The organism is Variovorax xiamenensis, assembly GCF_050916385.1.
Classification (GTDB): domain Bacteria; phylum Pseudomonadota; class Gammaproteobacteria; order Burkholderiales; family Burkholderiaceae_C; genus Variovorax.
This window is the reverse complement of record NZ_CP139038.1, coordinates 1,312,535-1,336,788: the sequence shown is the minus strand read 5'-3', so window position 1 is coordinate 1,336,788 and position 24,254 is coordinate 1,312,535. Positions and strand designations below refer to the sequence as shown.

General features: G+C 68.8%; 24 protein-coding genes. 11 read left to right on the top strand and 13 right to left on the bottom strand.

Annotation, left to right across the window (positions count from 1 at the left end):
• The first annotated feature begins 8 nt into the window (after nucleotides 1–8).
• Together SFB74_RS05790 and SFB74_RS05785 are read left to right on the top strand one after the other, a co-directional pair.
• Entirely contained in the window at nucleotides 9–563 is a 555-nt protein-coding gene (locus SFB74_RS05790) for an MgtC/SapB family protein (protein WP_432729812.1), read from the top strand.
• Nucleotides 564–670: 107 nt separating this feature from the next.
• Nucleotides 671–1,360, top strand: a complete 690-nt coding sequence (locus SFB74_RS05785; protein WP_432729811.1) for a glutathione S-transferase family protein — start codon at nucleotides 671–673, stop codon at nucleotides 1,358–1,360.
• Nucleotides 1,361–1,507: 147 nt separating this feature from the next.
• On the opposite strand, the gene SFB74_RS05780 is transcribed toward SFB74_RS05785, so the two are convergent.
• Nucleotides 1,508–2,233 (bottom strand): OmpW/AlkL family protein, encoded by a 726-nt coding sequence (locus SFB74_RS05780; RefSeq protein ID WP_432729810.1) that lies wholly within the window; start codon nucleotides 2,231–2,233, stop codon nucleotides 1,508–1,510.
• Between the two features lie 161 nt (nucleotides 2,234–2,394).
• Here SFB74_RS05780 and SFB74_RS05775 point away from each other — a divergent pair, with 161 nt between their 5' ends.
• The 5 genes from SFB74_RS05775 to otsA all read left to right on the top strand — a co-directional run bounded on the left by SFB74_RS05775 (nucleotide 2,395) and on the right by otsA (nucleotide 9,708).
• A complete protein-coding gene (locus tag SFB74_RS05775) occupies nucleotides 2,395–3,600 on the top strand; it encodes a multifunctional CCA addition/repair protein (RefSeq protein ID WP_432729809.1) in 1,206 nt (401 codons plus the stop codon).
• A gap of 76 nt (nucleotides 3,601–3,676) precedes the next feature.
• Complete coding sequence (locus SFB74_RS05770) at nucleotides 3,677–5,512, top strand: ATP-binding response regulator (RefSeq protein WP_432729808.1); 1,836 nt, start codon at nucleotides 3,677–3,679, stop codon at nucleotides 5,510–5,512.
• 91 nt (nucleotides 5,513–5,603) lie between these two features.
• Complete coding sequence (otsB, locus tag SFB74_RS05765) at nucleotides 5,604–6,407, top strand: trehalose-phosphatase (RefSeq protein ID WP_432729807.1); 804 nt, start codon at nucleotides 5,604–5,606, stop codon at nucleotides 6,405–6,407.
• Nucleotides 6,404–8,326, top strand: a complete 1,923-nt coding sequence (locus tag SFB74_RS05760) for a glycoside hydrolase family 15 protein (RefSeq protein ID WP_432729806.1) — start codon at nucleotides 6,404–6,406, stop codon at nucleotides 8,324–8,326. The genes otsB and SFB74_RS05760 overlap by 4 nt, the downstream gene beginning before the upstream one ends.
• Complete coding sequence (gene otsA, locus SFB74_RS05755) at nucleotides 8,323–9,708, top strand: alpha,alpha-trehalose-phosphate synthase (UDP-forming) (RefSeq protein WP_432729805.1); 1,386 nt, start codon at nucleotides 8,323–8,325, stop codon at nucleotides 9,706–9,708. Before SFB74_RS05760 ends, otsA begins: the two co-directional genes overlap by 4 nt.
• Before the next feature lie 18 nt (nucleotides 9,709–9,726).
• Here otsA and SFB74_RS05750 read toward each other — a convergent pair whose 3' ends face one another.
• Nucleotides 9,727–10,059 (bottom strand): hypothetical protein, encoded by a 333-nt coding sequence (locus SFB74_RS05750; RefSeq protein WP_432729804.1) that lies wholly within the window; start codon nucleotides 10,057–10,059, stop codon nucleotides 9,727–9,729.
• 171 nt (nucleotides 10,060–10,230) lie between these two features.
• On the opposite strand from SFB74_RS05750, the gene SFB74_RS05745 reads away from it, so the two are divergent.
• Nucleotides 10,231–11,676: a PLP-dependent aminotransferase family protein gene (locus tag SFB74_RS05745; protein WP_432729803.1), complete on the top strand. Its 1,446-nt coding sequence runs from the start codon at nucleotides 10,231–10,233 to the stop codon at nucleotides 11,674–11,676.
• A 21-nt stretch (nucleotides 11,677–11,697) separates the two neighbouring features.
• Here SFB74_RS05745 and SFB74_RS05740 read toward each other — a convergent pair whose 3' ends face one another.
• From SFB74_RS05740 to hisN, 5 genes are read right to left on the bottom strand one after another with little or no spacing between them, the layout of a single operon-like run.
• The gene (locus tag SFB74_RS05740) at nucleotides 11,698–12,153 is read right to left on the bottom strand and encodes a DUF1877 family protein (protein ID WP_432729802.1); all 456 of its coding nucleotides are present in this window, start codon (nucleotides 12,151–12,153) and stop codon (nucleotides 11,698–11,700) included.
• Complete coding sequence (locus SFB74_RS05735) at nucleotides 12,150–13,697, bottom strand: tetratricopeptide repeat protein (RefSeq protein ID WP_432729801.1); 1,548 nt, start codon at nucleotides 13,695–13,697, stop codon at nucleotides 12,150–12,152. The genes SFB74_RS05740 and SFB74_RS05735 overlap by 4 nt, the downstream gene beginning before the upstream one ends.
• A gap of 37 nt (nucleotides 13,698–13,734) precedes the next feature.
• Complete coding sequence (locus tag SFB74_RS05730) at nucleotides 13,735–14,661, bottom strand: ROK family protein (RefSeq protein WP_432729800.1); 927 nt, start codon at nucleotides 14,659–14,661, stop codon at nucleotides 13,735–13,737.
• A gap of 39 nt (nucleotides 14,662–14,700) precedes the next feature.
• A complete protein-coding gene (locus tag SFB74_RS05725; RefSeq protein WP_056509065.1) occupies nucleotides 14,701–14,895 on the bottom strand; it encodes a DUF2905 domain-containing protein in 195 nt (64 codons plus the stop codon).
• Nucleotides 14,896–14,906: 11 nt separating this feature from the next.
• Nucleotides 14,907–15,683: a histidinol-phosphatase gene (gene hisN / locus SFB74_RS05720; protein WP_432729799.1), complete on the bottom strand. Its 777-nt coding sequence runs from the start codon at nucleotides 15,681–15,683 to the stop codon at nucleotides 14,907–14,909.
• Between the two features lie 114 nt (nucleotides 15,684–15,797).
• On the opposite strand from hisN, the gene SFB74_RS05715 reads away from it, so the two are divergent.
• Entirely contained in the window at nucleotides 15,798–16,196 is a 399-nt protein-coding gene (locus SFB74_RS05715; RefSeq protein ID WP_432729797.1) for a DUF5329 family protein, read from the top strand.
• An 11-nt stretch (nucleotides 16,197–16,207) separates the two neighbouring features.
• On the opposite strand, the gene SFB74_RS05710 is transcribed toward SFB74_RS05715, so the two are convergent.
• The 5 genes from SFB74_RS05710 to SFB74_RS05690 form a co-directional block, all read right to left on the bottom strand.
• Complete coding sequence (locus SFB74_RS05710) at nucleotides 16,208–17,077, bottom strand: ABC transporter permease (RefSeq protein ID WP_432729796.1); 870 nt, start codon at nucleotides 17,075–17,077, stop codon at nucleotides 16,208–16,210.
• Nucleotides 17,074–17,913, bottom strand: coding sequence for an ABC transporter ATP-binding protein (locus SFB74_RS05705; RefSeq protein ID WP_432729795.1), 840 nt, complete (start codon nucleotides 17,911–17,913; stop codon nucleotides 17,074–17,076). Before SFB74_RS05705 ends, SFB74_RS05710 begins: the two co-directional genes overlap by 4 nt.
• 66 nt (nucleotides 17,914–17,979) lie before the next feature.
• The gene (locus SFB74_RS05700) at nucleotides 17,980–18,990 is read right to left on the bottom strand and encodes an ABC transporter substrate-binding protein (RefSeq protein ID WP_432729794.1); all 1,011 of its coding nucleotides are present in this window, start codon (nucleotides 18,988–18,990) and stop codon (nucleotides 17,980–17,982) included.
• Nucleotides 18,991–19,018: 28 nt separating this feature from the next.
• A complete protein-coding gene (locus SFB74_RS05695; RefSeq protein ID WP_432729793.1) occupies nucleotides 19,019–19,912 on the bottom strand; it encodes a TauD/TfdA dioxygenase family protein in 894 nt (297 codons plus the stop codon).
• A gap of 760 nt (nucleotides 19,913–20,672) precedes the next feature.
• Entirely contained in the window at nucleotides 20,673–21,788 is a 1,116-nt protein-coding gene (locus SFB74_RS05690; protein WP_432729792.1) for a class I SAM-dependent methyltransferase, read from the bottom strand.
• Between the two features lie 26 nt (nucleotides 21,789–21,814).
• Here SFB74_RS05690 and SFB74_RS05685 point away from each other — a divergent pair, with 26 nt between their 5' ends.
• Nucleotides 21,815–22,594: an SDR family oxidoreductase gene (locus tag SFB74_RS05685; protein WP_432729791.1), complete on the top strand. Its 780-nt coding sequence runs from the start codon at nucleotides 21,815–21,817 to the stop codon at nucleotides 22,592–22,594.
• Between the two features lie 8 nt (nucleotides 22,595–22,602).
• Nucleotides 22,603–22,983, top strand: a complete 381-nt coding sequence (locus SFB74_RS05680) for a dihydroneopterin aldolase (RefSeq protein ID WP_093197242.1) — start codon at nucleotides 22,603–22,605, stop codon at nucleotides 22,981–22,983.
• A 25-nt stretch (nucleotides 22,984–23,008) separates the two neighbouring features.
• Here SFB74_RS05680 and SFB74_RS05675 read toward each other — a convergent pair whose 3' ends face one another.
• Nucleotides 23,009–24,235: an MFS transporter gene (locus tag SFB74_RS05675; RefSeq protein ID WP_093196828.1), complete on the bottom strand. Its 1,227-nt coding sequence runs from the start codon at nucleotides 24,233–24,235 to the stop codon at nucleotides 23,009–23,011.
• Nucleotides 24,236–24,254: the final 19 nt, after the last annotated feature.

Sequence of the window (24,254 nt, the reverse complement as noted above, 5' to 3'; positions counted from 1 at the left end):
CGCCTGAAATGAGCTGGCGCGACGAGGTCCTCGACACCCTCGCGTCCGAGTTCTCGGACGTGGGCGACGTCGCGCAGCTCACGCGCATCGTGCTGCGCCTCACGCTCGCTGGCGCACTGGGCTTCGTGCTCGGCTTCGAGCGCGAGCAGCAGGGCAAGGCGGCCGGCGTGCGCACCCACATGCTGGTGGCGATCGGCTCGGCGATGTTCGTGCTGATCCCGCAGCAGACCGGCATCGTCCCGGCCGACATGAGCCGCGTCATACAGGGGCTGGTGGCGGGCGTGGGTTTTCTCTGCGCCGGCACCATCCTCAAGCAGGGCAAGGACGAGAGCCACGTGCAGGGCCTGACCACCGCCGCCGGCCTGTGGATGACGGCCGCCATCGGCATGGCCTGCGGGCTCGGCCGGGAGGTGACGGCCGTGACGAGCGCGCTGCTCGCGCTCGCGGTGCTGGCGCTGGTGCCGCGCCTCGTGAGCCTGGTCGAGCGTGTCGCCGGGCCGGGCAAGCAGAACGGCAAGGAAGACAGCGGCGACGACAGGGACGGCGACGCCCGCAGGCACTGAACGAACGCCGAGGCATCAATTCGCGCCGCGTTCGGCATCAATCGCGGTGCGGCGCACGGCTAGCATCGAAGGCTTTTTTCAGCCCTGCAACGGACCGGAGACCCCTCATGCGCAAGCTCTACGTCGGCAACAAGAACTACTCGTCATGGTCCATGCGGCCCTGGGTGCTGATGAAGCAGGCCGGCATCGACTTCGAGGAAGTCGCCGTGCGCTTCGACTCCTTCGAGGCCGACTCGCAGTTCAAGCACACCATCGGCGCGCTCAACCCGGTGGCCAAGGTGCCGGTGCTGGTGGAAGACGACGGCCTCGTCATCTGGGACACGCTGGCCATCGCCGAGTACCTCGCCGAGACCTTCCCCGAAAAGCAGCTCTGGCCCCGGGACAAGTCCGACCGCGCACGCGCGCGCAGCGTCTGCGCCGAGATGCACGCCGGCTTCGGCGGCCTGCGCAACCACTGCGGCATGAACCTCGAAGCCTCGCTGCCCGAAGTGGGCGCGCGGCTGATGAAGGAGGTGCCCGAAGTCGCCAGCGACCTCGCGCGCATCGTGCAGATGTGGAGCGGCCTGCTCGACGAACACGGCGGCCCGATGCTTTTCGGCCGCGAATTCGGCATCGCCGACGCCTACTTCGCACCGGTGGGCACGCGCATCAGGACCTACGGGCTGCCGGTGCCGGCGCACATCTCGGCCTACATCGAGCGCGTGCAGGCGCTGCCGGGCGTGAAGGCCTGGATCGACGCGGGGCTGGCGGAGAAGGATTTCCTGCAGTTCGAAGAGCCCTACCGCACGGGGCGGTAAGGCCTTCGGAAGACAGCAGGGCGCTCAGAGGGAGGGGTGCATGTCGCGGAACACCGCGGAACCGGCTTTGCCGGGCCGCAGGTGTTGCCCCCGGTAGGGGGTTGGCGCAGCGACACGAAGTGCGCGCAGCCTGGGGGCGAGCCCGGTTCAGAATCTGTAGGTGGCCGCCACGTAGGTGACGATGGGGTTCAGCTTCAGGCTGGCCTCGCTGGTGGCAACCGGCAGGCCGTAAATCGAGGTCGTCGTCAGCTTGGCCTTGGTCTTCAGGGGGATGTAGGAGACCGAGAACGAGATGCCCCAGTGCTTGTCGAACTGGTAGGCAGCGCCCACGTTGATCACCGGCGCGAACTTGCTGTCCAGCTTGGCCGTGGTGTTGACAGTGAAAGGCGACTGGTGGAACTGCGAGGCCAGCGCGCTCTGCAGGTTCGGGGTCAGCTTGACGTCGCTGTACCAGACGTAGGTGGCACCCAGGCCCACGAACGGGCGGAAGGCATCGGTGCCTTCATTGAAGAAATACTTGCCCAGGATCGTCGGGCTCCACTGGCGGGCCTCGCCGAGCTGGCCCACGCGGCCGAGCGTGCCGGTGCCGTTGAGCTTGAACTTCGGGGGCACGCCGAAGACGCCTTCCACCGCCCAGTGGCTGTCGATGAAATAGGTGGCGTTGAGACCCAGGGTGTCGGAGTCGCTCACGCTGGCGCCGGAGCCGGCCAGCACGCTCTGGACGGGCGAAGTCACGGTCAGCGGCTTGCTCGAGTCCTGCGGTGACAGATGGAACCACCCTGTGCCGATGACCCAGTCGCCGGCCTGCTGCGCCATGGCGCTGCCGGACGCCAGGGCGCCCAGAGCCGTCAACGCGATCATTGTTTTCTTCATGATGTGAATCCTTTTGGTTGAATATCCCTCTGCGGATGCGGGCGTCGGCTGTGACCGCCGCTGAAGATCGCCCGAATGACGAACGATTGCCCGGTCTGCGCCGCGGATTATCGAACGACCGTTCTATTTTTGACAGGGGGGAGTATCCCTACACTGCGGCCATGAAAATTTTTCTCGTCGGCGGTGCCCTGCGCGACCGCCTGCTGGAGCGCCCCGTGTCCGACCACGACTGGCTGGTGGTCGGTGCCACGCCCGAGGAAATGGTGGCTCGCGGCTACCTGCCCGTGGGGCGCGACTTTCCGGTGTTCCTGCACCCCGACACGCGCGAGGAATACGCACTCGCCCGCACCGAGCGCAAGAGCGCGCCGGGCTATCGCGGCTTCACCGTGCATGCCGCGCCCGACGTCACGCTCGAACAAGACCTGGCGCGCCGCGACCTGACCGTCAACGCCATCGCGCTGCCGGCCGAACTGGTCAGCACCGACGGCCGCTTCGACCCCACGCCCGAGAAGCTGGCCGACCCCTTCCACGGCCAGCGCGACCTGCGCGACAAGGTGCTGCGCCACGTGACCGACGCCTTCCGCGAAGACCCGGTGCGCATCCTGCGCGTGGCGCGCTTCGCCGCGCGCTTCGACGACTTCGGCGTCGCTCCGGAAACCATGGCGCTGATGCGCGAGATGGTCGCGGCCGGCGAGGTCGATGCACTGGTGCCCGAGCGCGTGTGGCAGGAGCTTTCGCGCGGCCTGATGGAAACGCGCCCCTCGCGCATGTTCGACGTGCTGCGCGAATGCGGCGCGCTCGCCGTGCTGCTGCCGGAGATCGATGCGGGCGAGTGGACGATGCGGGCGATCGACACCGCCGCCCGGCTGAATACATCGCTGGCCGTGCGCTTCGCCTGCCTGACCAACGGCTTCGGCAGGAAGAAAGACGACGAGGGTGCCCCCGCCCTCGCCTCGCTGCAGGCCGTATGCGAACGCTGGCGCGTGCCGGTGGACATCCGCGAACTGGCCGAGGTGGTGGCGCGCGAACACGGTCACATCGACGGCAGTGGCGCGCTCGACGCCGCCGGGCTGGTCCGGCTGCTGGAGCGCTGCGACGCCTTCCGCAAGCCCGAGCGCTTCGCCGAGGCGCTGCTGGCCTGCGAGTGCGACGCGCGCAGCCGCCCCGAGCTCGACCCCGACCCCGACACCAGCGCCTTCTACCCGCAGCGCCCACGCCTGCTCCACATATTGAAGACGGCGGCGTCCGTGGCCACCGACGTGGTGGCCAGGGCCGCCCAGCAGTCCGGCGCCACCGGCCCGAAGATCGGCGAGGCCATCCACCGCGCCCGCGTCGATGCCGTCGCGGCGTCGACGGACCAGGCTTGAGGCCACGTGAAGGCAACCCGCCGCGACATGACTTCCGACACTTCCCCACGCGAACCCGGCCGATAGCATCGGCCGGGTGAATGCCACCGCGCCGAAGCCGTCACACGAATCCGCCGACTTCCCGCGCCCGCCCGGGCCGGACGAACTGGGCCTGCGCGTGCTGCGCGAGCACATGGCCTCGGTCTATGCGGCCTACAACGCGTCGGTGTTCGTGCACTTCGGCCTTGGTGCGGCCCTCGGCACGGCCATCTACCTGCATCAGCCGCGCCCGTGGATCCTCTTATGGATGGCGGCCCATCTCTCGCTGGGCCTGCTGCTCTTCCTCATGCCGCGCTGGCACCCCGGCGTGCCGCTGGCCGACACCAGGCGCTGGGCGCGCAGGCATTCGCGCACCGTCACCATCGTGAGCGCGGCCACGGCCAGCGCGCCGCTGCTCTTCATCTCGCCCGGCGACCTGCCGGTGACCTCGGTCATCACGGTGGTCATCATCGGCAGTTGCGCGAGGGCCATGCAACTGCTGTGGCCGCTCAAGCCCGCGCTCTACGGCTACACGCTGCCGATGATGCTGAGCCTGATCGTCGCGCTGGCCTGGCAGGGCGACGCCATGCATTTCTTCCTCGCGCTCTTCAGCCTGGGCTATCTGCTGTTCACGCTGCGCGTGGGCGGCCAGCAGCACAAGCTGCTGACCGACTCGCTGGTGCTGCGCTTCGAGAACGAGGCGCTGGCCGGGCAGCTCGGCAGGCAGATCGCCGCGGCCGAACGCGCGAGCGCCGAGAAGACGCGCTTTCTCGCCACCGCCAGCCACGACCTGCGCCAGCCGCTGCATGCCATCGCCCTCTTCGGCGCCGCGCTGGAGAACGAACTGCGCGAGCACCACGGCGGGCGCAACGCGCAGCAGCTGATGCGCGCGGTGAATGCGCTGGGCAACTCGCTGGACACCATGCTCGACGTGTCGCGCCTCGACGCGGGCGTGGTCACGCCCACCATTGCCCCCGTTTCGCTGGACGCGCTCTTCCGCTCGCTCAACCACGTGTTCGCGGCGCGGGCCGAGCAGCGCCAGCTGCAGCTGCGCGTGCGCGCGAGCGGCCTGTGGGTGCGCAGCGACGCGCAACTGCTGTACCGCATGCTCTCGAACCTGGTCGACAACGCGTTGAAGTACACGACGCGCGGCGGCGTCGCGGTGCGGGCCCGCGCGCGCGGCGACGTGGTGTGGATCGAGGTGTTCGACACCGGCATCGGCATCGCGCCCGAGCAGCAGGAGCGCGTGTTCGAGGAGTACTACCAGGTGCACAACCCGGGCCGCGACCGCGCGCAGGGGCTGGGCATCGGCCTGTCGATCGTGCAGCGGCTCTCGCGCCTTCTGCAGCACCCGGTGCGGCTGAAGTCGAGCCCGGGCCGCGGAAGCAGCTTCCGCCTCGAGCTGCCGGCCGCGGCGGAAGTCGCGATGCCGGAAGCGGAGCTGGCCGCACCGCGCCGCGCCACCGAGGCAGGCGCGAGCCACACGGCGCGGCCAGTGCACGGCCGCATCCTGCTGATCGACGACGAGGCGGAAATCCGCGAGGCCATGACCGGCCTCTTCCGGGCCCACGATCTCGCGCTGGATGCAGTGTCCAGCGAGGCGGAGGCGGCCGAGCTGCTGGGCCGGCCCGACGCGCACGAGCGCCCCTTCGCGCTGCTGATGTGCGACTACCGCCTGTGCGACGGCGAGAACGGCCTCGACGTGGGCCTGCGCCTGCAGCGCCGCTTCGGACTGCAGGCGCCGCTGCTGCTGGTGACGGGCGAGACCTCGCCCGAGCGGCTGCAGCGCGTGCGCGCCTCGGGCATTCCGGTGCTGTTCAAGCCGGTGAACCCCGCGATGCTGCTGCGCGCGCTCGCCGAGCTGGCGCCGGGGCCGCCGCCGCTCGCGCACTGACCCCGCTCCCGATCCGGCCCCGCGGAAGTCCGTGGGAGATTGGACTTTCGCCGACAAGCGCCGCGCACGGTGCGTGTTAAGGTTTTCCCCGATGCCAAAGTCCTCCAGCAACTCGCAGTTGCCTCCTCCGTTGGGCCGGGACGCAGCCCTCTTTCTCGACTTCGACGGTACGCTGGTCGGGCTTGCGCCCACGCCCGAAGCCATCGAGATTCCACCGGCGCTCGTGCCCCTGCTGGGCGACCTGCGCGACCAGCTCGGCGGCGCGCTTGCCGTGGTGTCGGGCCGCCAGATCGACTCCATCGACCGTTTTCTCGCGCCGCTGCGGCTGCCCGCGGCCGGCGAGCACGGCGTGCAGCGCCGCGACGCCGAAGGCCGCATGCAGGAGCAGCGCGCGCCCGACCTCGTGCCCATCCTCGACATCGCCAACGAGCTCGCGCGCGTGCACGAAGGCCTGCTGGTGGAACGCAAGCACGCGGCCATCGCCCTGCACTACCGGCTCGCGCCGCAGCTCGAGGCGGTGTGCCGCGATGCGATGTCGCGCGCCATCGCCTTCGATCCGCAGCTCGAACTGATGCACGGCAAGTTCGTGTTCGAGGTGAAGCCCGCGGGCGTCAACAAAGGCATCGCCATCGATGCCTTCATGGCCGAGGCGCCCTTCGCCGGCCGCGTGCCGGTCTTTCTCGGCGACGACACCACCGACGAGAGCGGCTTTGCCGTGGTGCAGCCGCGCGGCGGCATCGCCGTCAAGGTCGGCTCCGGCCCGAGCCTGGCGCTGCACCGGCTCGAATCGCCGCGCGCCGTGTACGAATGGCTGGTGCAGGCACGCGACATGCTCGCCGCGCGACCACAGGACACAACCAGCCAACCCGAAGAATCACCGAGGAGCCCCCGATGAGCGAACAACAACTGCCGGCGGCGCCCGAGGAACGCGCCGGCCAGGCGCTGGCGGGCGCGGCCGGCCCGGACGACCGCGCGCCGGTCGACATGCAGGCAGCCGCCGCCCCCGGTCCGCGCGGCTTCGCGCCGCCGGCCGAGCCTTCGCTCAACGTGGGCGTGATCGGCAACTGCGCCTACAGCGCGCTCATCGACGGGCGCGGGCGCGCCGTGTGGTGCTGCCTGCCGCGCTTCGACGGCGACCCGGTGTTCAACGCACTGCTGCACCCCGGCGAGGATGCCGGCGCCTGGAGCATCGACATCGAGGACTTCGCCGAGGCGAAGCAGTGGTACGAGCCGAACACGGCCGTGCTGCGCACGCAGCTCTTCGACAGCGCCGGCCAGGGCATCGAGATCACCGACTTCGCGCCGCGCTTCTACAGCCGCTCGCGCTACTTCCGCCCGCTCATGATCGTGCGCCGCGTGCGGCCCATCGCGGGCGCGCCGCGCATCCGCGTGTCGCTCGATCCGCGCTTCCAGTGGGGCTCGTCGGCGCCGGTGGAGGTCACGCGCGGCAGCAACCACATCCGCTACGTCGGGCCCGACGTGACGCTTCGGCTGAACACCGACGCCTCGATCTCGCACATCCTCTCGCGCCAGCCCTTCGTGATCTCGCGCGAATACAACTTCATGTTCGGCGTGGACGAGACGCTGATGGACGGCATCGCCGACACCGCGCGCCGCTTCGAGCAGGAGACCATTTCGTACTGGCGCGTCTGGAGCAAGCGCCTGGCCATTCCCTTCGAGTACCAGGACGCGGTGATCCGCGCGGCCATCACGCTCAAGCTCTCGCTGTATGAAGACACGGGCGCCATCGTCGCGGCCATGACCACCAGCATTCCCGAGGCGCCGGGCAGCCAGCGCAACTGGGACTACCGCTACTGCTGGCTGCGCGACGCCTTCTTCGTGGTGCGCGCGCTCAACTCGCTCAGCGAGGTGGGCACCATGGAGGACTACCTGCGCTGGCTGGGCAACGTGGTGATCGGCTCGCATGGTGAGCACATACAGCCGCTCTACGGCATCGGGCTGGAGCGCGAACTGCCGGAGTCCTTCGTCGACGGCCTGCCAGGCTACCGTGGCATGGGCCCGGTACGCGTGGGCAACCAGGCGCAGGAGCACTTCCAGCACGACGTGTACGGCAACATCGTGCTCGGCGCGGCGCAGGCCTTCCACGACCACCGGCTGCTCAGCCGCGCGGGGCTGGCGGAGTTTCCGCATCTCGAGGCGGTGGGCGAGCGCGCGGTGGCCGTCTACGGCACGCCCGACGCCGGCATGTGGGAGCTGCGCACCCGCGCGCGCGTGCACACCAGCTCTGCCCTGATGAGCTGGGCTGCCTGCGACCGGCTCGCCAAGATCGCGCGCACGCTGGGGCTGGCCGAACGCGCCGCCTACTGGCACGGCCATGCGGCGCGCATGAAGGAAGAGATCCTCGCCAAGTCGTGGTGCGAGGAGCGCCAGGCCTTCGCCGAGAGCTTCGGCGGGCACGAGCTCGACGCGAGCATCCTGCTGATGGTGGAAGTGGGCCTGATCGACGCGCGCGACCCGCGCTTCATCTCCACCGTCGACGCGATGGAAAAGACGCTTTGCGACGGCCCCTACATGCGCCGCTACGAGGCCGCCGACGACTTCGGCAAGCCCGAGACCGCCTTCAACATCTGCACCTTCTGGCGCATCGACGCGCTGGCCAAGATCGGCCGCAAGGCCGAGGCGCGCCAGATCTTCGAGACCATGCTCGCGGCGCGCAACCCGCTGGGGCTGCTGTCGGAAGACACGCACCCGGTCACGGGCGAGATGTGGGGCAACTTTCCGCAGACCTATTCGATGGTCGGCATCATCAACGCGGCCGTGCGACTCTCGGCCCCCTGGGACTCCGCCATATGAGCCGACTCGTCGTAGTTTCCAACCGCGTGGCGGACCCGCGCAAGCCGGCCGCCGGCGGCCTGGCCGTGGCGCTGGGCGAGAGCCTGCAGCAAAGCGGCGGCCTGTGGTTCGGCTGGAGCGGCCAGATCGTCGAGGACGGCCCGACCGGCGAAGGCGAGCTGCACCGGCAGCAGGCCGGCAAGGTCACGCTGGCCACCCTCGACCTCAGCCGCGAGGACCACGACAGCTACTACCTGGGCTACAGCAACGACGTGCTCTGGCCGGTGTTCCACAACCGGCTCGACCTGGCGCACTTCGACGCCGGCTTCGTCGGCGGCTACCGGCGCGTGAACCAGCTCTTCGCGCGCAAGCTGCTGCCGCTGCTGAAGGACGACGACATCATCTGGGTGCACGACTACCACCTGATACCGCTGGCGGCCGAGCTGCGCGCCATGGGCTGCAGGCAGCGCATCGGCTTCTTCCTGCACATTCCGCTGCCGCCGCAGATCATCACGGCGGCCATCCCGCAGCACCAGTGGCTGATGCGCTCGCTGTTCTCCTACGACCTGATCGGCTTCCAGGCCCAGCAGGACGTGCAGCACTTCGAGCACTACGTGCGCAACGAGGCCAACGGCGAGTACCTGGGCGACGACATGTACCGCGCCTACGGGCAGACGGTGCGAAGCGCGGCCTTTCCCATCGGCATCGATGTCGACGAGTTCGCGGCGCTCACGCATGCGAAGGAGTCGCGCGACATGTACGAGACGATGAAGCGCGAATACTCGCAGCGCCGGCTGCTGCTGGGCATCGACCGGCTCGACTATTCGAAGGGCATCCCGCAGCGCGTGCGCTCGTTCCGCGAACTGCTGGCGAACTACCCCGAGAACCGGCGCAGCGCCACGCTGATCCAGATCGCCTCGCCCACGCGCGAGACGGTCGACGCGTATGCCGACATCCGGCGCGAGCTCGAGTCGCTGTGCGGCGCCATCAACGGCGACTACGGCGAGCTCGACTGGATGCCGGTGCGCTACATCCACCGCATGGTGGCGCGCAAGCGCGTGCCGGGGCTGTGCCGCGCGGCGGCCGTGGGGCTGGTGACGCCGCTGCGCGACGGCATGAACCTCGTCGCCAAGGAATACATCGCGGCGCAGGACCCGGCCGACCCGGGCGTGCTGGTGCTGTCGCGCTTCGCCGGGGCGGCCGAGCAGCTGAAGGAAGCGCTGCTGGTGAACCCCTACGACACCCACGGCACCGCCGAGACGGTGCAGCAGGCGCTGCAGATGCCGCTGGAGGAGCGGCGCGAGCGGCACCAGAAGCTGCTGTCGCGCATCCGCGAACAGGACATCCACTGGTGGCGGCGCAGCTTCCTGGAAGCGCTGCGCGAGGCGGCGACCGAACGCTGAGCGCCCGGCCTTTCACCGTCACCAGCCGGTGAGCAGCCGCACGAAGCGCATCACCGGCCGGGCCTCGGCGGGAGCGGCCGCCCTCGCGGCCAGCGGCGCGTGCACCCGCAGGTGCACCGGCGTCAGCGCCGACACCTCGATCCAGCCCCCGCGCGGCAGGCGGTGCATGTCGCCCTCCTCGAGCAGCGTCTCGGTCATGAACACGGTCTCGCCGAACCAGCCGGGCGGCGACACCACGCGGGCGCGGCCCTCGGCCAGCTGCAGCCAGGCGCCGGCCTCGACCGAGGTGCGCAGGGACTGCCCGGGTTCGAGAACGATGGAATCGGGCGCTTGGGAGAGAGTGGTGATCATGGCGAACCTCGGGTGGATGACGGCTCATCGTAGGAATTCGGCTGCCTGAAAAACAGGCACACGCCATGGCTATTGCGACCGGAACAGCCGGGCTGCAAACGCATCTGTTATGGTCGTTTTTCCGGACAACTGCATCTGTTTTCGGAAGCCCCGTACGGGGAACATCGACCCATGGACTCGCTACCGCTTTATCGCCAGCTTTCCGCGCACTACGTGGATGCGATCCACACCGGCTCGCTCAAGCAGGGCGACAAGCTGCCTTCGCTGCGCAGCCTGATGCGGCTGCACGACATCAGCCTGTCGACCGCGCTGCAGGTCTGCCGCGCCATGGAAAGCGACGGCTGGGTCGAGGCGCGCGACCGCTCGGGGTATTTCGTGCGCCGGCCACAGCGCCTGGCCATCGCGCCGATGGAAGAGCCGGCGGCCGACGTGCCGCCCGACCCGGCGCAGTTCGTGAGCATGCGCGAGCGCATGGCCAACTTCATGGCGCGCGGGCGGCACACGGGCGTGAAGCTCAACTTCGCGATCGCCCGCGCCGCGCCCGAGCTGTATCCCGCCGAGGCCCTGCGCAACTCGATGACGCGCGCGCTGCGCCAGCGCCCCGAGTTGCTGACCACCGCCTCGTCGCAGAAGGGCCACGAGCAGTTCCGCGAGGCCGTGGCGCAGCGCAGCCTGCGCGTGGGCATGACGGTGGCACCCGACGAAGTGCTGGTCACCAACGGCTGCATCGAGGCGCTGAACCTCGCGCTGCGCGCGATCGCGAAGCCGGGCGACACGGTGGCCGTGGAGTCGCCCACCTTCTACGGCCTGCTGCAGGTGCTCGAGAGCCTGGGCCTGCGCGCGCTGGAGATCCCGACCAGCCCGCAGACCGGCATCTCGCTGGAGGCGCTCGACCTCGCCATCCACACCTACGACGACATCAAGGCCGTGGTGGTGGTGCCGCACCTGCAGAACCCCATGGGCAGCGTGATGCCCGACAGCCACAAGCAGCGGCTCGCGCACCTGTGCGAGAGCCACGGCATCGCGCTGGTCGAGGACGACACCTACAGCGACCTCGTGGAGACCGACGCGCCGCTGCGCTCGCTGAAGTCGTGGGACCGCACCGGCAACGTGATCTATTGCGCCTCGCTGCACAAGGTGCTGGCGCCGGGGCTGCGGCTGGGCTGGATCACCGCCGGGCGCTGGCATGCGCAGGTGGAGATGCTCAAGTACGCGCAGACCCGCAACAACGAGGCGCTGGCGCAGATCGCAGCGGGCGAGTTCATCGCGGGCGGGCGCTACGACCGCCACCTGCGCCGCCTGCGCGAGCGGCTGCACATGCAGCGCGACCAGACCGCCGACGCCATCGCCCGCTACTTCCCGGCCGGTACGCGTATGAACCTGCCGCGCGGCGGTCTGCAGCTGTGGGTGGAGCTGCCGGAGCAGCGCTCGTCGGTGAACGTGTTCGACGCCGCGCTGCGCGAGCACATGCTGGTGGCGCCGGGCGCGCAGTTCTCGAACTCGGGACGCTTCGACAACTACCTGCGCATCAATTGCGGCTGGCCTTATTCGAAGGCGGTGGACGCGGGGCTGAGGCGGCTCGGCGAGATCGTGTCGGCCGTGCAGCCGCCGCGCTAGCTCCGCACTGCGCAGCGCGGATCAGACGATGTAGAACACGACGGCGTCGCGCCTTGCGGCCGCGCCGGCGAAGAAGCGCTTCACGCCGTCCATGAAGCCCGCGAGATCCCGCGCGCCGCTCTCGCCGTCCTGCCAGACCCTGGCCCAGTACAGCTCGCCGAACTTCGCCGGCTCGGCGGTGAAGCGCCCCACCAGCGCCGCCACGTCGCTCTGCGCAAGCCGCGCCGCCGCGCGTTCCACATGGGCGGCCGTGAGGTAGATGCAGCCCAGCCCGTCGGTGCCGTCGAGCTCTTCGCCATCGACCGCCTCTGGCATCAGCGTGCGCACCACGTCCCAGGCCTGCTCCACCGTCTGGCTGTCGTGCGGACCGCCTTTCGCCGCAGGCGAGTTCAGGAAGCCGGAGACGGTGGACGGATCGATCACCAGCGCACGCAGCCGGTAGCGGTCGAGGGCGTAGAAGGCGGCGCCGATGCTCATGTGCTCGGCTCCATGCGAGCCGCGCGCGCCACTGCGGCAAGCGCGATGCTCACGCTCTCGACGTTGCGCTGCGCGTTGTCGATGTTCCTGAAGTGGTCCGGCGCGCAGATCTGGTTGAGCAGCAGCGTGCGCTTGAAGTGCATCAGCGCCTGGCGCAGGTCGCCTTCTTCCTGCGCGATCAGGCCCAGGTCGTTGTGCGCATTGGCGGCCGCCGACGAGATGCCGCGGCAGCTGCGCTGCTGGATGTCGAGCGAGCGCTCGAACAGCTCCCGCGCCCGGGTGAAGTCGCGGCGCGTCATGAACAGGCTCGCGAAGTTGTTGAGCATGTCGGAATGCAGCTCGGTGTCGCCCTCGCCCGGCGGGAGCTTGTCGAGGTGCACCAGCGCGCGGGCGTAGCAGAGCTCGGCCTTCGCGTCCTGCCCCGACTCGGCATAGAGGAACGCGAGGTTGTTGAAGGCACGCACCACGCCGTCGCTGGAACCGCCACCCGCCTCGGACACCGCCATGGCGATGGTCTTCTTGTAGAGCGCCTCGGCCTCGTCGGCCCGCCCGGCGGCGGCGTGCAGCAGCGCGAGCGTGTTGGTCGGCCCGCGCCGCCAGCTGTCGTCGAGCCCCAGTTGCGCGGCGATGGCGAGAGCCTCGTCGGCCGAGGCCTGGGCCTTCCCGTTCCAGCGCAGCCGGCGGCACAGCTCGGCATGGCTGGACAAATGCAGCACCACGACCCTGTGCGCACCGCCATGCAGGCGACGGGCGGCGGCAATGGCCTCCGTGCAGAGCCTTTCGGCGCTCTGCAGGTCGCCCTGGGCGAGCGCGTCGCGGTAGCGGGCCTCGCGGTCGTCCAGCAGGTTCAGCAGCGCGCCCTGTTCGTCGGTGCTCGCGCCGCGGGCCTTGCGCTGCTCGACGCCGACCAGCGTCAGGTCCAGCGCCTTGCGCGCGACGTCCATGTCTTCCGCGGGCATGCCGAGCTTGCGGCCGATGGACAGGCTCTCTTCGAGGCTGGCTCGCGCCTTGTCGAAGGCGTCGATCTGGTAGCAGGCCTGGCCCAGCATGCACAGGGTCATCGCGAGGTTCTGGTGCGGGCCCTTGAACACGCGGCGCGTGGCGGCGACGATCTGCTCGCCGATGGCGACGGCCTGCGTCCAGTCACCGGCCTCGGCGGCGGCCACGAAGCGCTCCTGCAGCTTGTTGGCTTCGGCGAGGGCGGCGAGGTCGTAGTCCTTGCCGGCTTCCCTCGGCGCGGGACGGCGGGAGGCCTGCCGCGCGGCGGGCAGGGCTGCGTCCTCCCCGTCGTCGTCACTGGCCGGAGCCTGTTCCTGCAGCTGCTTCATCCGCTGACGGATCCACCAGAGGTCGAACAACATCCACGGCAGCAGCACCATCAGGCCGAAGCGGCCGCCCGGCAGGCCGGCGGTTCCGTACACCAGCAGCGCGAGCTGCGCCGCGCCGCCAGGGTAGCTGCCCAGATAGAAACGATGCGCGCCGATGAAGCCGCCCACCAGCCACAGCAGATAAGCAAACGAGCGACGGCGAGGCAGCGGGGTCATGGTTCGCCGGGTTGCGTGGGCTTGACCGTCCGTTCGTTCAGTCGAGCAGCGCGAGCGCGGCGTAGTCGCCGACCTTGTCGCCCAGGCCGGCGGGCACGAGGCGCACGCCTTGCGTGAGCGGCGGCAGCTTGCCGTCGATGTGCGCCTGCAGCCTCGGCAGCAGGAAATCGCGGTGGTGCCAGAACACGCTTCCGCCCAGGCTGATGCCCTGCAGGTCGAGCGTAGCGATCAGGTTGTAGAGCATGCGCCCCATCACGCGGCACAGCGCATCGACGATTTCCAGCGAATGCCGCTCGCCGGCCGCCGCCGAGCTGAAGAGATCGGCTGCGGACTGGCCGAAGCGGCGCGCGATCGAGTTGCCGGCGATCAGCCCTTCGACGTCGCCCACGTTGCCGCAGCCGCACAGCGCGCCGCTGGCGTCGTCCACCACGAAGCTGTGGCCCGCGTGGCCGGCATTGCCGTTCTTGCCGCGCAGCGCACGGCCGTCCACACACAGGCCGACGCCGACGCCGGTGCTCCAGGTGACGTAGGCGCAGTTGTCCATGCCCTTGAGCGCGCCCCAGTGGCGCTCTGCCTCCAGCGCGGCCACCGCGTCGTTCTCGACCCGCACGCGGGAAAAGCGCTTTGCCAGCGGCGCTTCGACCAGCGCGGTCATCCAGTTGTTGGGCAGACCCCTAGCCGGGCCGGCGATGCCGCCGCAGATGTTGGGCGTGGCCAGCTCGACCTTGCCGTCGCGCAACTCGAAAGGTCCGGCCGACGACACGCCCACGCGGTCGATGGTTGCGGAATCGACCCCCTGCTCCGCACAGACCTCGTCGATCATCCGCATGATCTGCACCGCCACCGCGTCGTTGTCGCCGGTCTTGGCCGTGGGTTCGCTGCGGCGGCCGATCAGCGGCGCGTCGCTCGAAGCGGAAAGGCTCACGGCCACCTTGGTGCCGCCGATGTCTACGCAGGCTCTCATCGCTGTTCGTCTTTTCCTTGTTTCGTTTCTCTGCTCTGTCTACAGAAGGCGCGCTACCAGCGCCGCGATCATGCTGAGCACCACCGTACTGGCGATCGGCAGCTGCCACTCGCGGCCGAAGGCGCGGAACTCGAAATCGCCGGGCAGCCGTCCGAAGCCGAAGCGGCGCAGCCAGGCGGTCAGCCCGCTCATGAGCACCAGCGCGAGGACGACGACGATCAGCCAGCGGAACATAGGACGACAGTCTAGGCCGAGAGAATCGCCATCGCTTGTCGGTGGAGTTCGGGCGTTGCCGCCGCGATCACCCGGCCGTCGGACTTCAGCCCCAGTGGCTGTCCCTGCCAGTCGGTGACGACGCCGCCGGCCGCCTCGATCAGCCCGGCCGGGCCGAGGTAGTCGTAGGGCTGCAGGCCGGTCTCGACCACGAGGTCGATGGTGCCGCCCGCCAGCTGGGCGTAGCCGTAGCAGTCGCCGCCGAAGCGGCGCATCGCACACTGGCGGCTGAGCCTGTCGAAGGCGCTCCAGTCGGCCGGCGCGAAGATGTCGGGCGAGGTGGTGACGATGCGGGCCTTGGCCACTTCGGTGCAGTTGCTCACGCGCACGGGCTGGCCGTCGCGCGTGGCACCCTTGCCCGCCACGCCGATCCAGCGCTCCTTGAGCACCGGCATGTCGATCATGCCCAGCGCCACGCGGCCGCCCTGCAGCACGCCGATCAGCGTGCCCCACAGCGGCGAGCCGGTGATGAAGCTGCGCGTACCGTCGATGGGGTCGAGCACCCAGATGCGGTCGGCGTCGAGCCGCTCGGGGCCATGCTCTTCGCCGTAGATGCCGTCGGCCGGGGCGCGCGCGGCGAGGATCTCGCGCATGGCCGTCTCGGCGGCGCGGTCGGCCAGCGTGACGGGGCTTTCGTCGGCCTTGGTGATGATGTCCAGCGGCGTGCGGAAGTAGTGCATCGACTTGGCGGCGGCGGCATCGGCCAGCGCTTCGGCGATCGGCGAGAGGTCGGAAATGGAAGAGCTCATGGAAGAGTGGGAAACGCGTGCCAAAACGTGCAATTAGACCCGAGCCGGGCCGGGTTTGACACGCCGGGCCGGCCAGCCCTAGCATGGCCCGAAATTTGCCAGGGACTACGACAAATGGCTTCTTTCACCCACCTTCGCTCGGCGCTGCTGGCCCTCGTGCTCGGCGCCTCGACCCTGCTGGCCCACGCCACGCCCTCCGATACGGAAGACAAACTGATCGACACGCTGATCCAGCGCGTCGCGAAGATGAGCTCGATGATCTTCCTGCGCAACGGCAGCGAATACAACGCCTCCGACGCGGCCAAGCACATGCAGGCGAAGTACGACTACTTCAAGAAGGAACTGGTCACGGCCGAGGACTTCATCGAGCGCTGCGCCTCGCGCTCGGAGATGACGGGGCAGGCCTACAGGGTGAAGCTCACCAACGGCACGGTGCGCGACGCCAACGAGTTCCTCAACAGCGAACTGCGCGCGCTGCGGCAGGCCACTGGCGCGAAGAAGACGGGCGGCTAGCCGGCAGCAGGCTAGCGCTGCTGCCCCCAGCGCCGCACCGTCAGCCGCTCCAGCGTCCTGAAGCCCAGGCTCTCGACCAGCAGGCCGATCAGCACCACCAGCGCGAGGCCCGCGAACACGCGGTCGGTGTACAGCTCGTTGCGGTTCTGGAAGATGTACCAGCCCAGCCCGCCCTTGCCCGAAGAGGCCCCGAACACCAGCTCCGCCGCGATCAGCGTGCGCCAGGCAAAGGCCCAGCCGATCTTCAGCCCCGACAGGATCGACGGCAGCGCCGCCGGCACCAGGATCTGCAGCACGTAGCGCAGGCCTTTCAACCCGTAGTTGCGCCCCGCCATTCGCAGCGTGTCGGGCACGCCCTGGAAGCCGGCGTAGGTGTTGAGCGCCAGCGGCCACAGCACCGAGTGGATCAGCACGAACACCAGGCTGCCGCGCCCCAGCCCGAACCACAGCAGCGCCAGCGGCAGCAGCGCGATGGCGGGCAGCGGGTTGAACATGGAGGTGAGCGTGTCCAGCAGGTCGCGGCCGATGCGCGTCGACACCGCGAGCGTAGTGAGCGCAAAAGCCAGCAGCACACCGGCGATGTAGCCCTGCAGCAGCACGGCCAGCGAGATGCGCACCTTCTCGATCAGCTCGCCGCTCGCGAGGCCATCGAACAGCGCCGCGGCAGTCGCGGTGAAGGTGGGCAGCAGCAGGTCGTTGTTCTGCCAGCGGGCGGCAAGCTCCCACAGCACGGCGATGACGGCGAGGATCAGCCCCTTGCGCAGCCATGCCTGCGACCAGATGCGCTCGCCCAGCGGCAGCCGGCGCTCGAGCGGTACTTCGGTGAAGGGCTCGAGCGTGCGCTCGTACTCGGGGCGAATCGGCGGGACGACGGCGCTCATGCGGTGGCCTCCCCGGCTTCTTCCTCGAACAGCATGTCGTGGATGCGCTGCGCCGTGCCCTGGAATTCGGCGCCGCCCAGGCTGTCGAGCGTGAAGGCATGGCTGTTGATCTCTGCACGCATGCGTCCCGGATGCGGCGACAGCAACGCGATGCGGTTGCCCACCACCAGTGCCTCCTCGATGGAATGGGTGACGAACAGCAGCGTGAAGCGCACCTCGTCCCACAGCTCGAGCAGTTCCTGCTGCATCCTGCGGCGCGTCAACGCATCGAGCGCGGCGAAAGGCTCGTCCATCAGCAGCACGCGCGGCTGCATGGCGAGCGCACGCGCGATCGCCACGCGCTGCTTCATGCCGCCGGAGAGCTGGTGCGGATGCACGTCGGCGAACTTCGAGAGGCCGACCTTGTCGAGGTAGTGCAGCGCGCGCTCGGCCGCTTCCTTCCTGCCGAGCGTGCGGGAGGCCAGCAGCGGGAACATCACGTTCTGCTTCACCGTCTTCCACGGCGGCAGCTGGTCGAACTCCTGGAACACGACGATGCGGTCGGGCCCGGGCTGCGCCACGCGCCGGCCGTCGAGGCGGATCTCGCCCTCGACCGGCGGGATGAAACCGGCCACGGCCTTCAGCAGCGTGGACTTGCCGCAGCCCGAGGGACCGAGCAGCACGAAGCGGTCGGCGGCATGGACGTCGAAGCTCACGCGGTGCGTGGCGCGCACGACGCGCTCTGGGGTGCGGTATTCGAGGCTGACGTTGTCGACCTGAAGCAGCGGCGCACTCTTGCCTTGCGCCCTCTCCCGCTCGCGGGAGAGGGTTGGGGTGAGGGCTGGCGGCGATGCCAAGGGCTCCGCCCTCTCCCGATGGGAGAGGGTGTCACCCCGCGAATCCAGAACCGCTGCCGTGCTCACTCAATTACCCGACACGTTCTGCGCATCGTCGAAGAAGTAGTCCTTCACCGAAGCCGGCTTGTTCCTGATCGCGCCGACGCGGTGCATGAACTCGGCCAGCGGATAGGTGTTCTGCGGCGTGGTCTTGAACTGCACCTCGGGGTTCTTGATGATCTTCAGCAGCAGGTCGCGGTCGAGCTTCGCGTTGCTGACCTTCAGGTAGATGTCCGCTGCCTTCTCGGGATTGGCCGTGACGAACTTCGCCGCCTCGTCGAGCGCATCGACGAAGGCCTTGTACGTCTTCGGGTTCTCGCTGCGGAATTTCTCCGTGGCGTAGAGCACCGTCGCCGACGACGGACCGCCCAGCACCTGGTACGAATTGAGCACGATGCGCGCGTTCGGGTTGCCAGCGAGCTCCTGCTCCTGGAACGGCGGATTGCCGAAATGCCCCGTGATCTCCGTGCCGCCCTTGATGATGGCCGCCGCCGCATCGGGGTGCGGCACCGCCACGCTGATCTTGTCGAGCCTGTTGAACTCCTTGTCACCCCAGAGCTTGGCCGATGCGAACTGCAGAACGCGCGACTGCACCGACACGCCCACGGCAGGCAGTGCGATGCGGTCCTTGTCGGTGAAGTCGGCGATCGACTTCACGTTCGGGTTGTTGGTCACCAGGTAGTACGGGAAGTTGCCCAGCGAGGCCACGCCCTTCACGTTCTGCTTGCCCTTGGTGCGGTCCCACAGCGTGAGCAGCGGCCCCACGCCGGCACCCGCGATCTCGATGTTGCCCGACAGCAGCGCGTCGTTCACCGCCGAGCCGCCCGAGAGCTTGACCCATTCGACCTTGGCGTCGACACCCGCGGCCTTCGCATGCTTCTCGATGAGCTTCTGCTCCTGCGCCACGTTCAGCAGCAGGTAGACGATGCCGAACTGCTCGGCGATGCGGATCTGGCCCTCGGCGTGCGCGGAAAGGCTGCCGGCCAGAAGGCCGAGGCCGGCGACGAGCGCCGCGGCTTTGCGGGTGAAGCGGTTCATTGGATTGGGAATCGAGAGAGAAGAAGAATCAGAAAGGCGTGTCGCCGACGATGGTGGTGCGGTTCAGGCGGCGGCGCAGGTGGTCGGGCGTGCCGGCCGCGAGATGCATCAGCGAGCGGTTGTCCCAGAACACGAGGTCGTGCGGTGCCCATGCGTGGCGATACACGAACTCCGGCTTCACGCTGTGCGCGAAGAGCTCGGCGAGCAATGCATCGCTCTCGTCCTGCGGCAGGCCGACGATGCGCGTCGTGAAATGCTCGCTGACGAACAGCGCCTTGCGCCCCGTCTCCGGATGCGTGCGCACCACGGGCTGCACCGCGGGTGCGACCTGGTCGATCTGCGCCTGCGAGAGCTTGGGGCGCCACGGGTTCTTCGCGCGCAGCTCTTCGTACTTGGCGAGGTAGCTGTGCTCGGCCTTCAGCGGAAGGATGCGCTGCTGCAGCTCGGGGCTCAGCGCTTCCCATGCGAGATGCTGGTCGGCGAAGAGCGTGTCGCCGCCTTCGCTCGGCAGCTCCTGGGCGTGCAGCAGGGAGCCGAGGCTGGGCTTGGGCTTGTACGAGATGTCGGAGTGCCAGTAGACGCCGGCGTCGCCTAGGCCGATGGGCTCGCCGTTCTCCTTGATGTTGGAGACGATGAGGATCTCGGGGTGGTCCTTGAGCTGGAACTGGTGGAGGACGTGGATCTCGAGAGGGCCGAAGCGGCGGCTGAAGTCGATGTGTTCCTGGGGGGTGACCTGCTGGTTGCGGAAGACCAGGACGTGGTGGTCGAGGTGGGCTTTGTGGATTCGAGCGAAGTCTTCCGGGTTGATGGGCTTCGAGATGTCGAGGCCTATGACTTCTGCGCCTACCGGAGCGGCGAAGGGGCGGACTTCGAAGTGCTGTGCGGCGGCGTTGGTATCGCTGCTGGAAGGGGCGGCAGTCATGCCGGGAATGTAGGTGCCGGGGTGGAGTTCACCAACGAACTCTTTGTTGCTAGCTTATGACTTTGTAATTCGGGGCTTTGGGTTGGGGCTGCTGAGAGATTGCTTTCCGGGGCCGGGTCTCGGCCCGGCGGCCGACTCACTTTCTTTTGCTTCGCCAAAAGAAAGTAAGCAAAGAAAAGGCGACCCTACTGTCTGCGTCCCTTCGCTTCGCTACGGGCAACCTGCGGTGCTCGACGTAGAAGGGGGTCCGCAGAACTCGCTTCGCTCAAACAGCTGCGGCCCTTATCCCTTCTACGTCTGCGCTCCTCGGCGCAGCCAGAAGGGAGTTGGAGACCGAGCAGGCCATCGCTGCGCTCGGCCTCTGAACAGCCTGGACTGGCCTTCGCTTCGCTCGGCCCGGAATCTCAATTCAATCGCGACGGCTTCAACCGACCCAATGCCTCATTCCAAACACGGCAGGCGCGAAGCGCTTGCAGTGCCTTGGAGGCCGAGCAACGCGATGGCCCGCGCGTCTCCCCTCCCCTCTGGCTGCGCCGAGGAGCGCAGCGTTTCGCGGATCAGGGCTCGCCCTTGTCTGAGCGAAGCGAGTTTGGGCGAGACCCCGCGAAACGCGAGCACCGCAGGTTGCCCCTTCGCAAAGCGAAGGGGTCGCAGACAGTGGGGTCGCCTTTCTTTTGCCTACTTTTCTTTGGCGAAGCAAAGAAAAGTAGGTCGCCCGCCGGGGCGAGTCCCGGCCCCGGGAAGCAACCCCCATCAAAGATCAAAGCGTATGACTTCGATCCCCTTCCACAAACCCCATCGCATCCCATCCCTCCCCCACAGCAAACCCCACAACCTTGAACAACTCCCCCATCTCATGCTCATGCACAAGCCGAGCCGCCATCCCCCGCTCAGTAACAGACCCTTGCTCCATCCTTCCAAGCAACCCGCAATTCAGCAGAAACCGCGCCTGGCTCGTATACCCCAACACAGCAAGCCCCGCATCCTGCCCAGCAAGAGCAACCCCGGTGAAGTCGACATGCGCAGTGATGTCCTTCAACCCGACGTCGGACAACGGATCACCATCAGCCTTGTGCCCCTGATGGCACATCACAGTCCCCATATGCCTCTGCGGGTGGTAGTACTCAGCCTCGGGAAACCCGTAGTCGAAGAAAAACGCAGCCCCCTTCTCCAGCCGATCCGCCAGGGTCGCAATGAAGGCCTTCCCCTGCGGATGGATCTCGGTGAGGTAGTCGTGCTCGCCGGGCACATCGACTGGCGGCCGCAGTTCTGTCGCACGATCGGCCCAGGCCCATCCATCGCCCGCGGCATTGCGCACAACACCCCGCTCGAACCACTGCCCACCAACGCGTGCCAGCAACTGCACCGGCATCGCATCGAGCACTTCGTTGCCGACGACCACCCCTTCCATCGCCTCAGGCAGTTCGTTGAGCCACTCGACGCGGCCCGCATGCGCGGCAAGCGCCTGCTGCTGCCGCTCGCGCAAGGTTCCCGACAGGTCGACGATCCGGTAGCGCACGTCGGTGCGCCCCATGCCGTCGAGCGCATGCAGCAGCTGCACCGCGAGCGCCCCCGATCCGGCGCCGAACTCCCACACCGTGTCGGTCCCGGTCTTCTCCAGCGCTTCGGCGACCTGCGCTGCCAGGGTCTGGCCGAACATGGGGGTGAGTTCGGGCGCGGTCACGAAGTCGCTGCCCGAAGAAGGCATGTGGCCGAACTTGGCCAGCGTGTTGGCGTAATAGCCGAGGCCGGGCGCGTACAGCGCGAGGGCCATGAAGCGGTCGAAGCCTATCCAGCCGCCCGCGCGCTCGACGGAGCGCGCGATGAGGTGGTCGAGGGCGGTGGGTAAACTGCTGGGGGTCGTCTTTGTCGTCACAGCGCCATTCTCCCCTCTCTCCCCGCATGAGCCCCGCCTCCCCAGCCTCCACCTCTCCCCGCACGGTCCTCGTCACGGGCGCAGGCCGTAGGCTCGGCCGCGAGATCGCTCTCGCGCTCGCGGCGAGTGGCTGGCAGGTGGCGGTGCACTACCGGAACTCCCGCGCCGAGGCCGAGCAGACCGTGGCCGACTGCGCCGCGCTCTCGGGCGACTCGGCCCTGTTCTCGGCCGACCTCGAGGACGAACAGGCCACGCGCGCGCTGCTGCCCCGCGTGGTCGCACGCTTCCGCGCCGTCGATGCCGTCGTGCACAGCGCCGCCCTCTTCGAGCACGACGAGGCCGCCACCTTCAGCTACGCGCTCATGGAACGCCATGCGCGCAGCAACACCGGCGCGGCCATCCTGCTGGCGCAGGCGCTGCACGAACATGTGGCGGCGCGCGATGCGCAAGGCGCGGTGGTCCATCTGCTCGACCAGAAACTCTGGAACCCGAACCCCGATTTCCTGAGCTACACGCTGTCGAAGGCCGCGCTCGAAGCCGCCACGCCGATGCTGGCGCTGGCCCTCGCGCCGCGCGTGCGCGTGGTGGGCGTGGCGCCCGGCCTCACGCTGGCGAGCCACATGCTGGACGACGACAAGTTCGCGCAACTGCACAAGCTGTCGCCGCTGGGCCGCTCGTCCACTGCGGAGGACGTGGCCGCCACGGTGAAGTTCGCGCTGGAGAACCGCTCGATCACCGGCACCACGCTGCTGGTGGACGGCGGCCAGCACCTGATGAAATTCGAGCGCGATTTCTCGCTCATGTGAGCACCACCATGTCTTCCACCAAGCACACCCATGGCCACCAGACCCTCACCCTGATGGGCCTGCGCTTCGACGCGAACCTCGGCATCCTCGACCACGAAAAAGTCGCGCCTCAGCCGATCCAGGTCGATGCTGAACTCAACCTCGGCGAGCAGCCGCTGCTGCCGCAGGACGACGACATCTTCCATGTGCTGGACTACGGCAAGGTGCGCCTCATCATCATCGACGAGTGCACCGCCGAGCACGTCAACCTGCTCGAGAGCCTGATCGGCAAGCTGGTGCAGCGCCTGCTGCAGCTGCCCGGCGTGCTGGGCGTGCGCGTGAAGATCGCCAAGCTCGAGATCTTCGACGACTGCGAAGTGGCGATCCGCATGGAAGCCGGCGAGTGGTGAGCTGAGCCGCAGCCATCCGCGGCACTCAGGCTGCTGAGCCGCAGGCCACCGCGGACCTCTTTGCCGCCGGCCACATGCGCACGGCCAGCGCGCCGAGCGCCGATACCGAAGCCATCGCCGCCACGCCCGACCACCCCCATTGCGCCAGCACCAGGGCACCCAGCGCGGAGCCCGTGGCCATGCCGACGAACACCCCCGTGAAGAACACCGCGTTGAGCCGGCTGCGCGCGCCGGGGTCGATGCCGTAGACCACCGTCTGGTGCGCGATCAGCGCGGCCTGCAGGCCGAAGTCGAAGCCGATGGCGGCAACCACGATCAGCCCCAGCCGCGCGGCCGGAGCGGCTAGCAGCGGAGCGAACAGCATCGCCGCGAAGGAGACGGCGACCAGCGCGGCACCCATGCGGATCACCAGCTCGGGGCCGCGGCGGTCCGCGAGGCGCCCGGCGATGGGCGCGGCCAGCGCACCCGCCGCGCCGGCCAGACCGAAGGCGCCGGCGGCCGCGCTACCGAGATGGAACGGCGCGCCATGCAGCATCACGGCCAGCGTCGACCAGAAGGCGCTGAAGCCCACGGACAGAAGCGCCTGCGCGAAAGTCGCGCGGCGCAGCGCGCCATGGCGCTTCCACAGCCCAGCCAGCGACCCCAGCAGCGCGCCGTAGCCCAGGTGCGTGGTCGGGCGCAGGCGCGGCAGTCCGCGCGCAGCGGCAGCGCCGATGAGCGCGATGCTCACTGCCGCGACGACGAACATCGCGCGCCAGCCGAAGTGCTCTGCCACGAAGCCGGCGAGCACGCGCGACAGCAGGATGCCCAGCAGCAGCCCGGTCATCACCGTGCCGACGATCCGGCCGCGATGCGCCTCGGGCGCCAATGTGGCGGCAGCGGGCACCACGTCCTGCGCCATCGTGGCCGCGAGGCCGATGACGAGGCTCGCCGCCAGCAGCGGCGCGACCGAGGGCGAGAACGCCGCGCCCAACAGCGCGAGCACCAGCACCGATGCCTTGACCAGGATGATGCGGCGCCGGTCGAAGCGGTCGCCCAGCGGCGCGAGCAGCAGGATGCCGAGCGCGTAGCCCAGCTGCGTGAGCGTGGGCACGAAGCCCACGGAGCGGGCCGAGGCGCCGATGTCGGGGCCGAGCACGCCAAGCATGGGCTGGCTGTAGTACAGCGCGGCCACGCCGAAGCCGGCGCTGGCGGCCAGCAGCAGGATCAGCGACCCTGGCAGCTTTTCATGCGTGTTTTGAATGGAAGACATGGTGTAAACCCTTGGATTC

Bases quoted from the DNA above. Each gene is read 5' to 3' on its own strand.
- SFB74_RS05790 (WP_432729812.1), top strand. From the start codon at position 9: ATGAGCTGGCGCGACGAGGTCCTCGACACCCTCGCGTCCGAGTTCTCG.
- SFB74_RS05785 (WP_432729811.1), top strand. From the start codon at position 671: ATGCGCAAGCTCTACGTCGGCAACAAGAACTACTCGTCATGGTCCATG.
- SFB74_RS05780 (WP_432729810.1), bottom strand. From the start codon at position 2,233: ATGAAGAAAACAATGATCGCGTTGACGGCTCTGGGCGCCCTGGCGTCC.
- SFB74_RS05775 (WP_432729809.1), top strand. From the start codon at position 2,395: ATGAAAATTTTTCTCGTCGGCGGTGCCCTGCGCGACCGCCTGCTGGAG.
- otsB (WP_432729807.1), top strand. From the start codon at position 5,604: ATGCCAAAGTCCTCCAGCAACTCGCAGTTGCCTCCTCCGTTGGGCCGG.
- SFB74_RS05760 (WP_432729806.1), top strand. From the start codon at position 6,404: ATGAGCGAACAACAACTGCCGGCGGCGCCCGAGGAACGCGCCGGCCAG.
- otsA (WP_432729805.1), top strand. From the start codon at position 8,323: ATGAGCCGACTCGTCGTAGTTTCCAACCGCGTGGCGGACCCGCGCAAG.
- SFB74_RS05750 (WP_432729804.1), bottom strand. From the start codon at position 10,059: ATGATCACCACTCTCTCCCAAGCGCCCGATTCCATCGTTCTCGAACCC.
- SFB74_RS05745 (WP_432729803.1), top strand. From the start codon at position 10,231: ATGGACTCGCTACCGCTTTATCGCCAGCTTTCCGCGCACTACGTGGAT.
- SFB74_RS05740 (WP_432729802.1), bottom strand. From the start codon at position 12,153: ATGAGCATCGGCGCCGCCTTCTACGCCCTCGACCGCTACCGGCTGCGT.
- SFB74_RS05735 (WP_432729801.1), bottom strand. From the start codon at position 13,697: ATGACCCCGCTGCCTCGCCGTCGCTCGTTTGCTTATCTGCTGTGGCTG.
- SFB74_RS05730 (WP_432729800.1), bottom strand. From the start codon at position 14,661: ATGAGAGCCTGCGTAGACATCGGCGGCACCAAGGTGGCCGTGAGCCTT.
- SFB74_RS05725 (WP_056509065.1), bottom strand. From the start codon at position 14,895: ATGTTCCGCTGGCTGATCGTCGTCGTCCTCGCGCTGGTGCTCATGAGC.
- hisN (WP_432729799.1), bottom strand. From the start codon at position 15,683: ATGAGCTCTTCCATTTCCGACCTCTCGCCGATCGCCGAAGCGCTGGCC.
- SFB74_RS05715 (WP_432729797.1), top strand. From the start codon at position 15,798: ATGGCTTCTTTCACCCACCTTCGCTCGGCGCTGCTGGCCCTCGTGCTC.
- SFB74_RS05710 (WP_432729796.1), bottom strand. From the start codon at position 17,077: ATGAGCGCCGTCGTCCCGCCGATTCGCCCCGAGTACGAGCGCACGCTC.
- SFB74_RS05700 (WP_432729794.1), bottom strand. From the start codon at position 18,990: ATGAACCGCTTCACCCGCAAAGCCGCGGCGCTCGTCGCCGGCCTCGGC.
- SFB74_RS05695 (WP_432729793.1), bottom strand. From the start codon at position 19,912: ATGACTGCCGCCCCTTCCAGCAGCGATACCAACGCCGCCGCACAGCAC.
- SFB74_RS05685 (WP_432729791.1), top strand. From the start codon at position 21,815: ATGAGCCCCGCCTCCCCAGCCTCCACCTCTCCCCGCACGGTCCTCGTC.
- SFB74_RS05680 (WP_093197242.1), top strand. From the start codon at position 22,603: ATGTCTTCCACCAAGCACACCCATGGCCACCAGACCCTCACCCTGATG.
- SFB74_RS05675 (WP_093196828.1), bottom strand. From the start codon at position 24,235: ATGTCTTCCATTCAAAACACGCATGAAAAGCTGCCAGGGTCGCTGATC.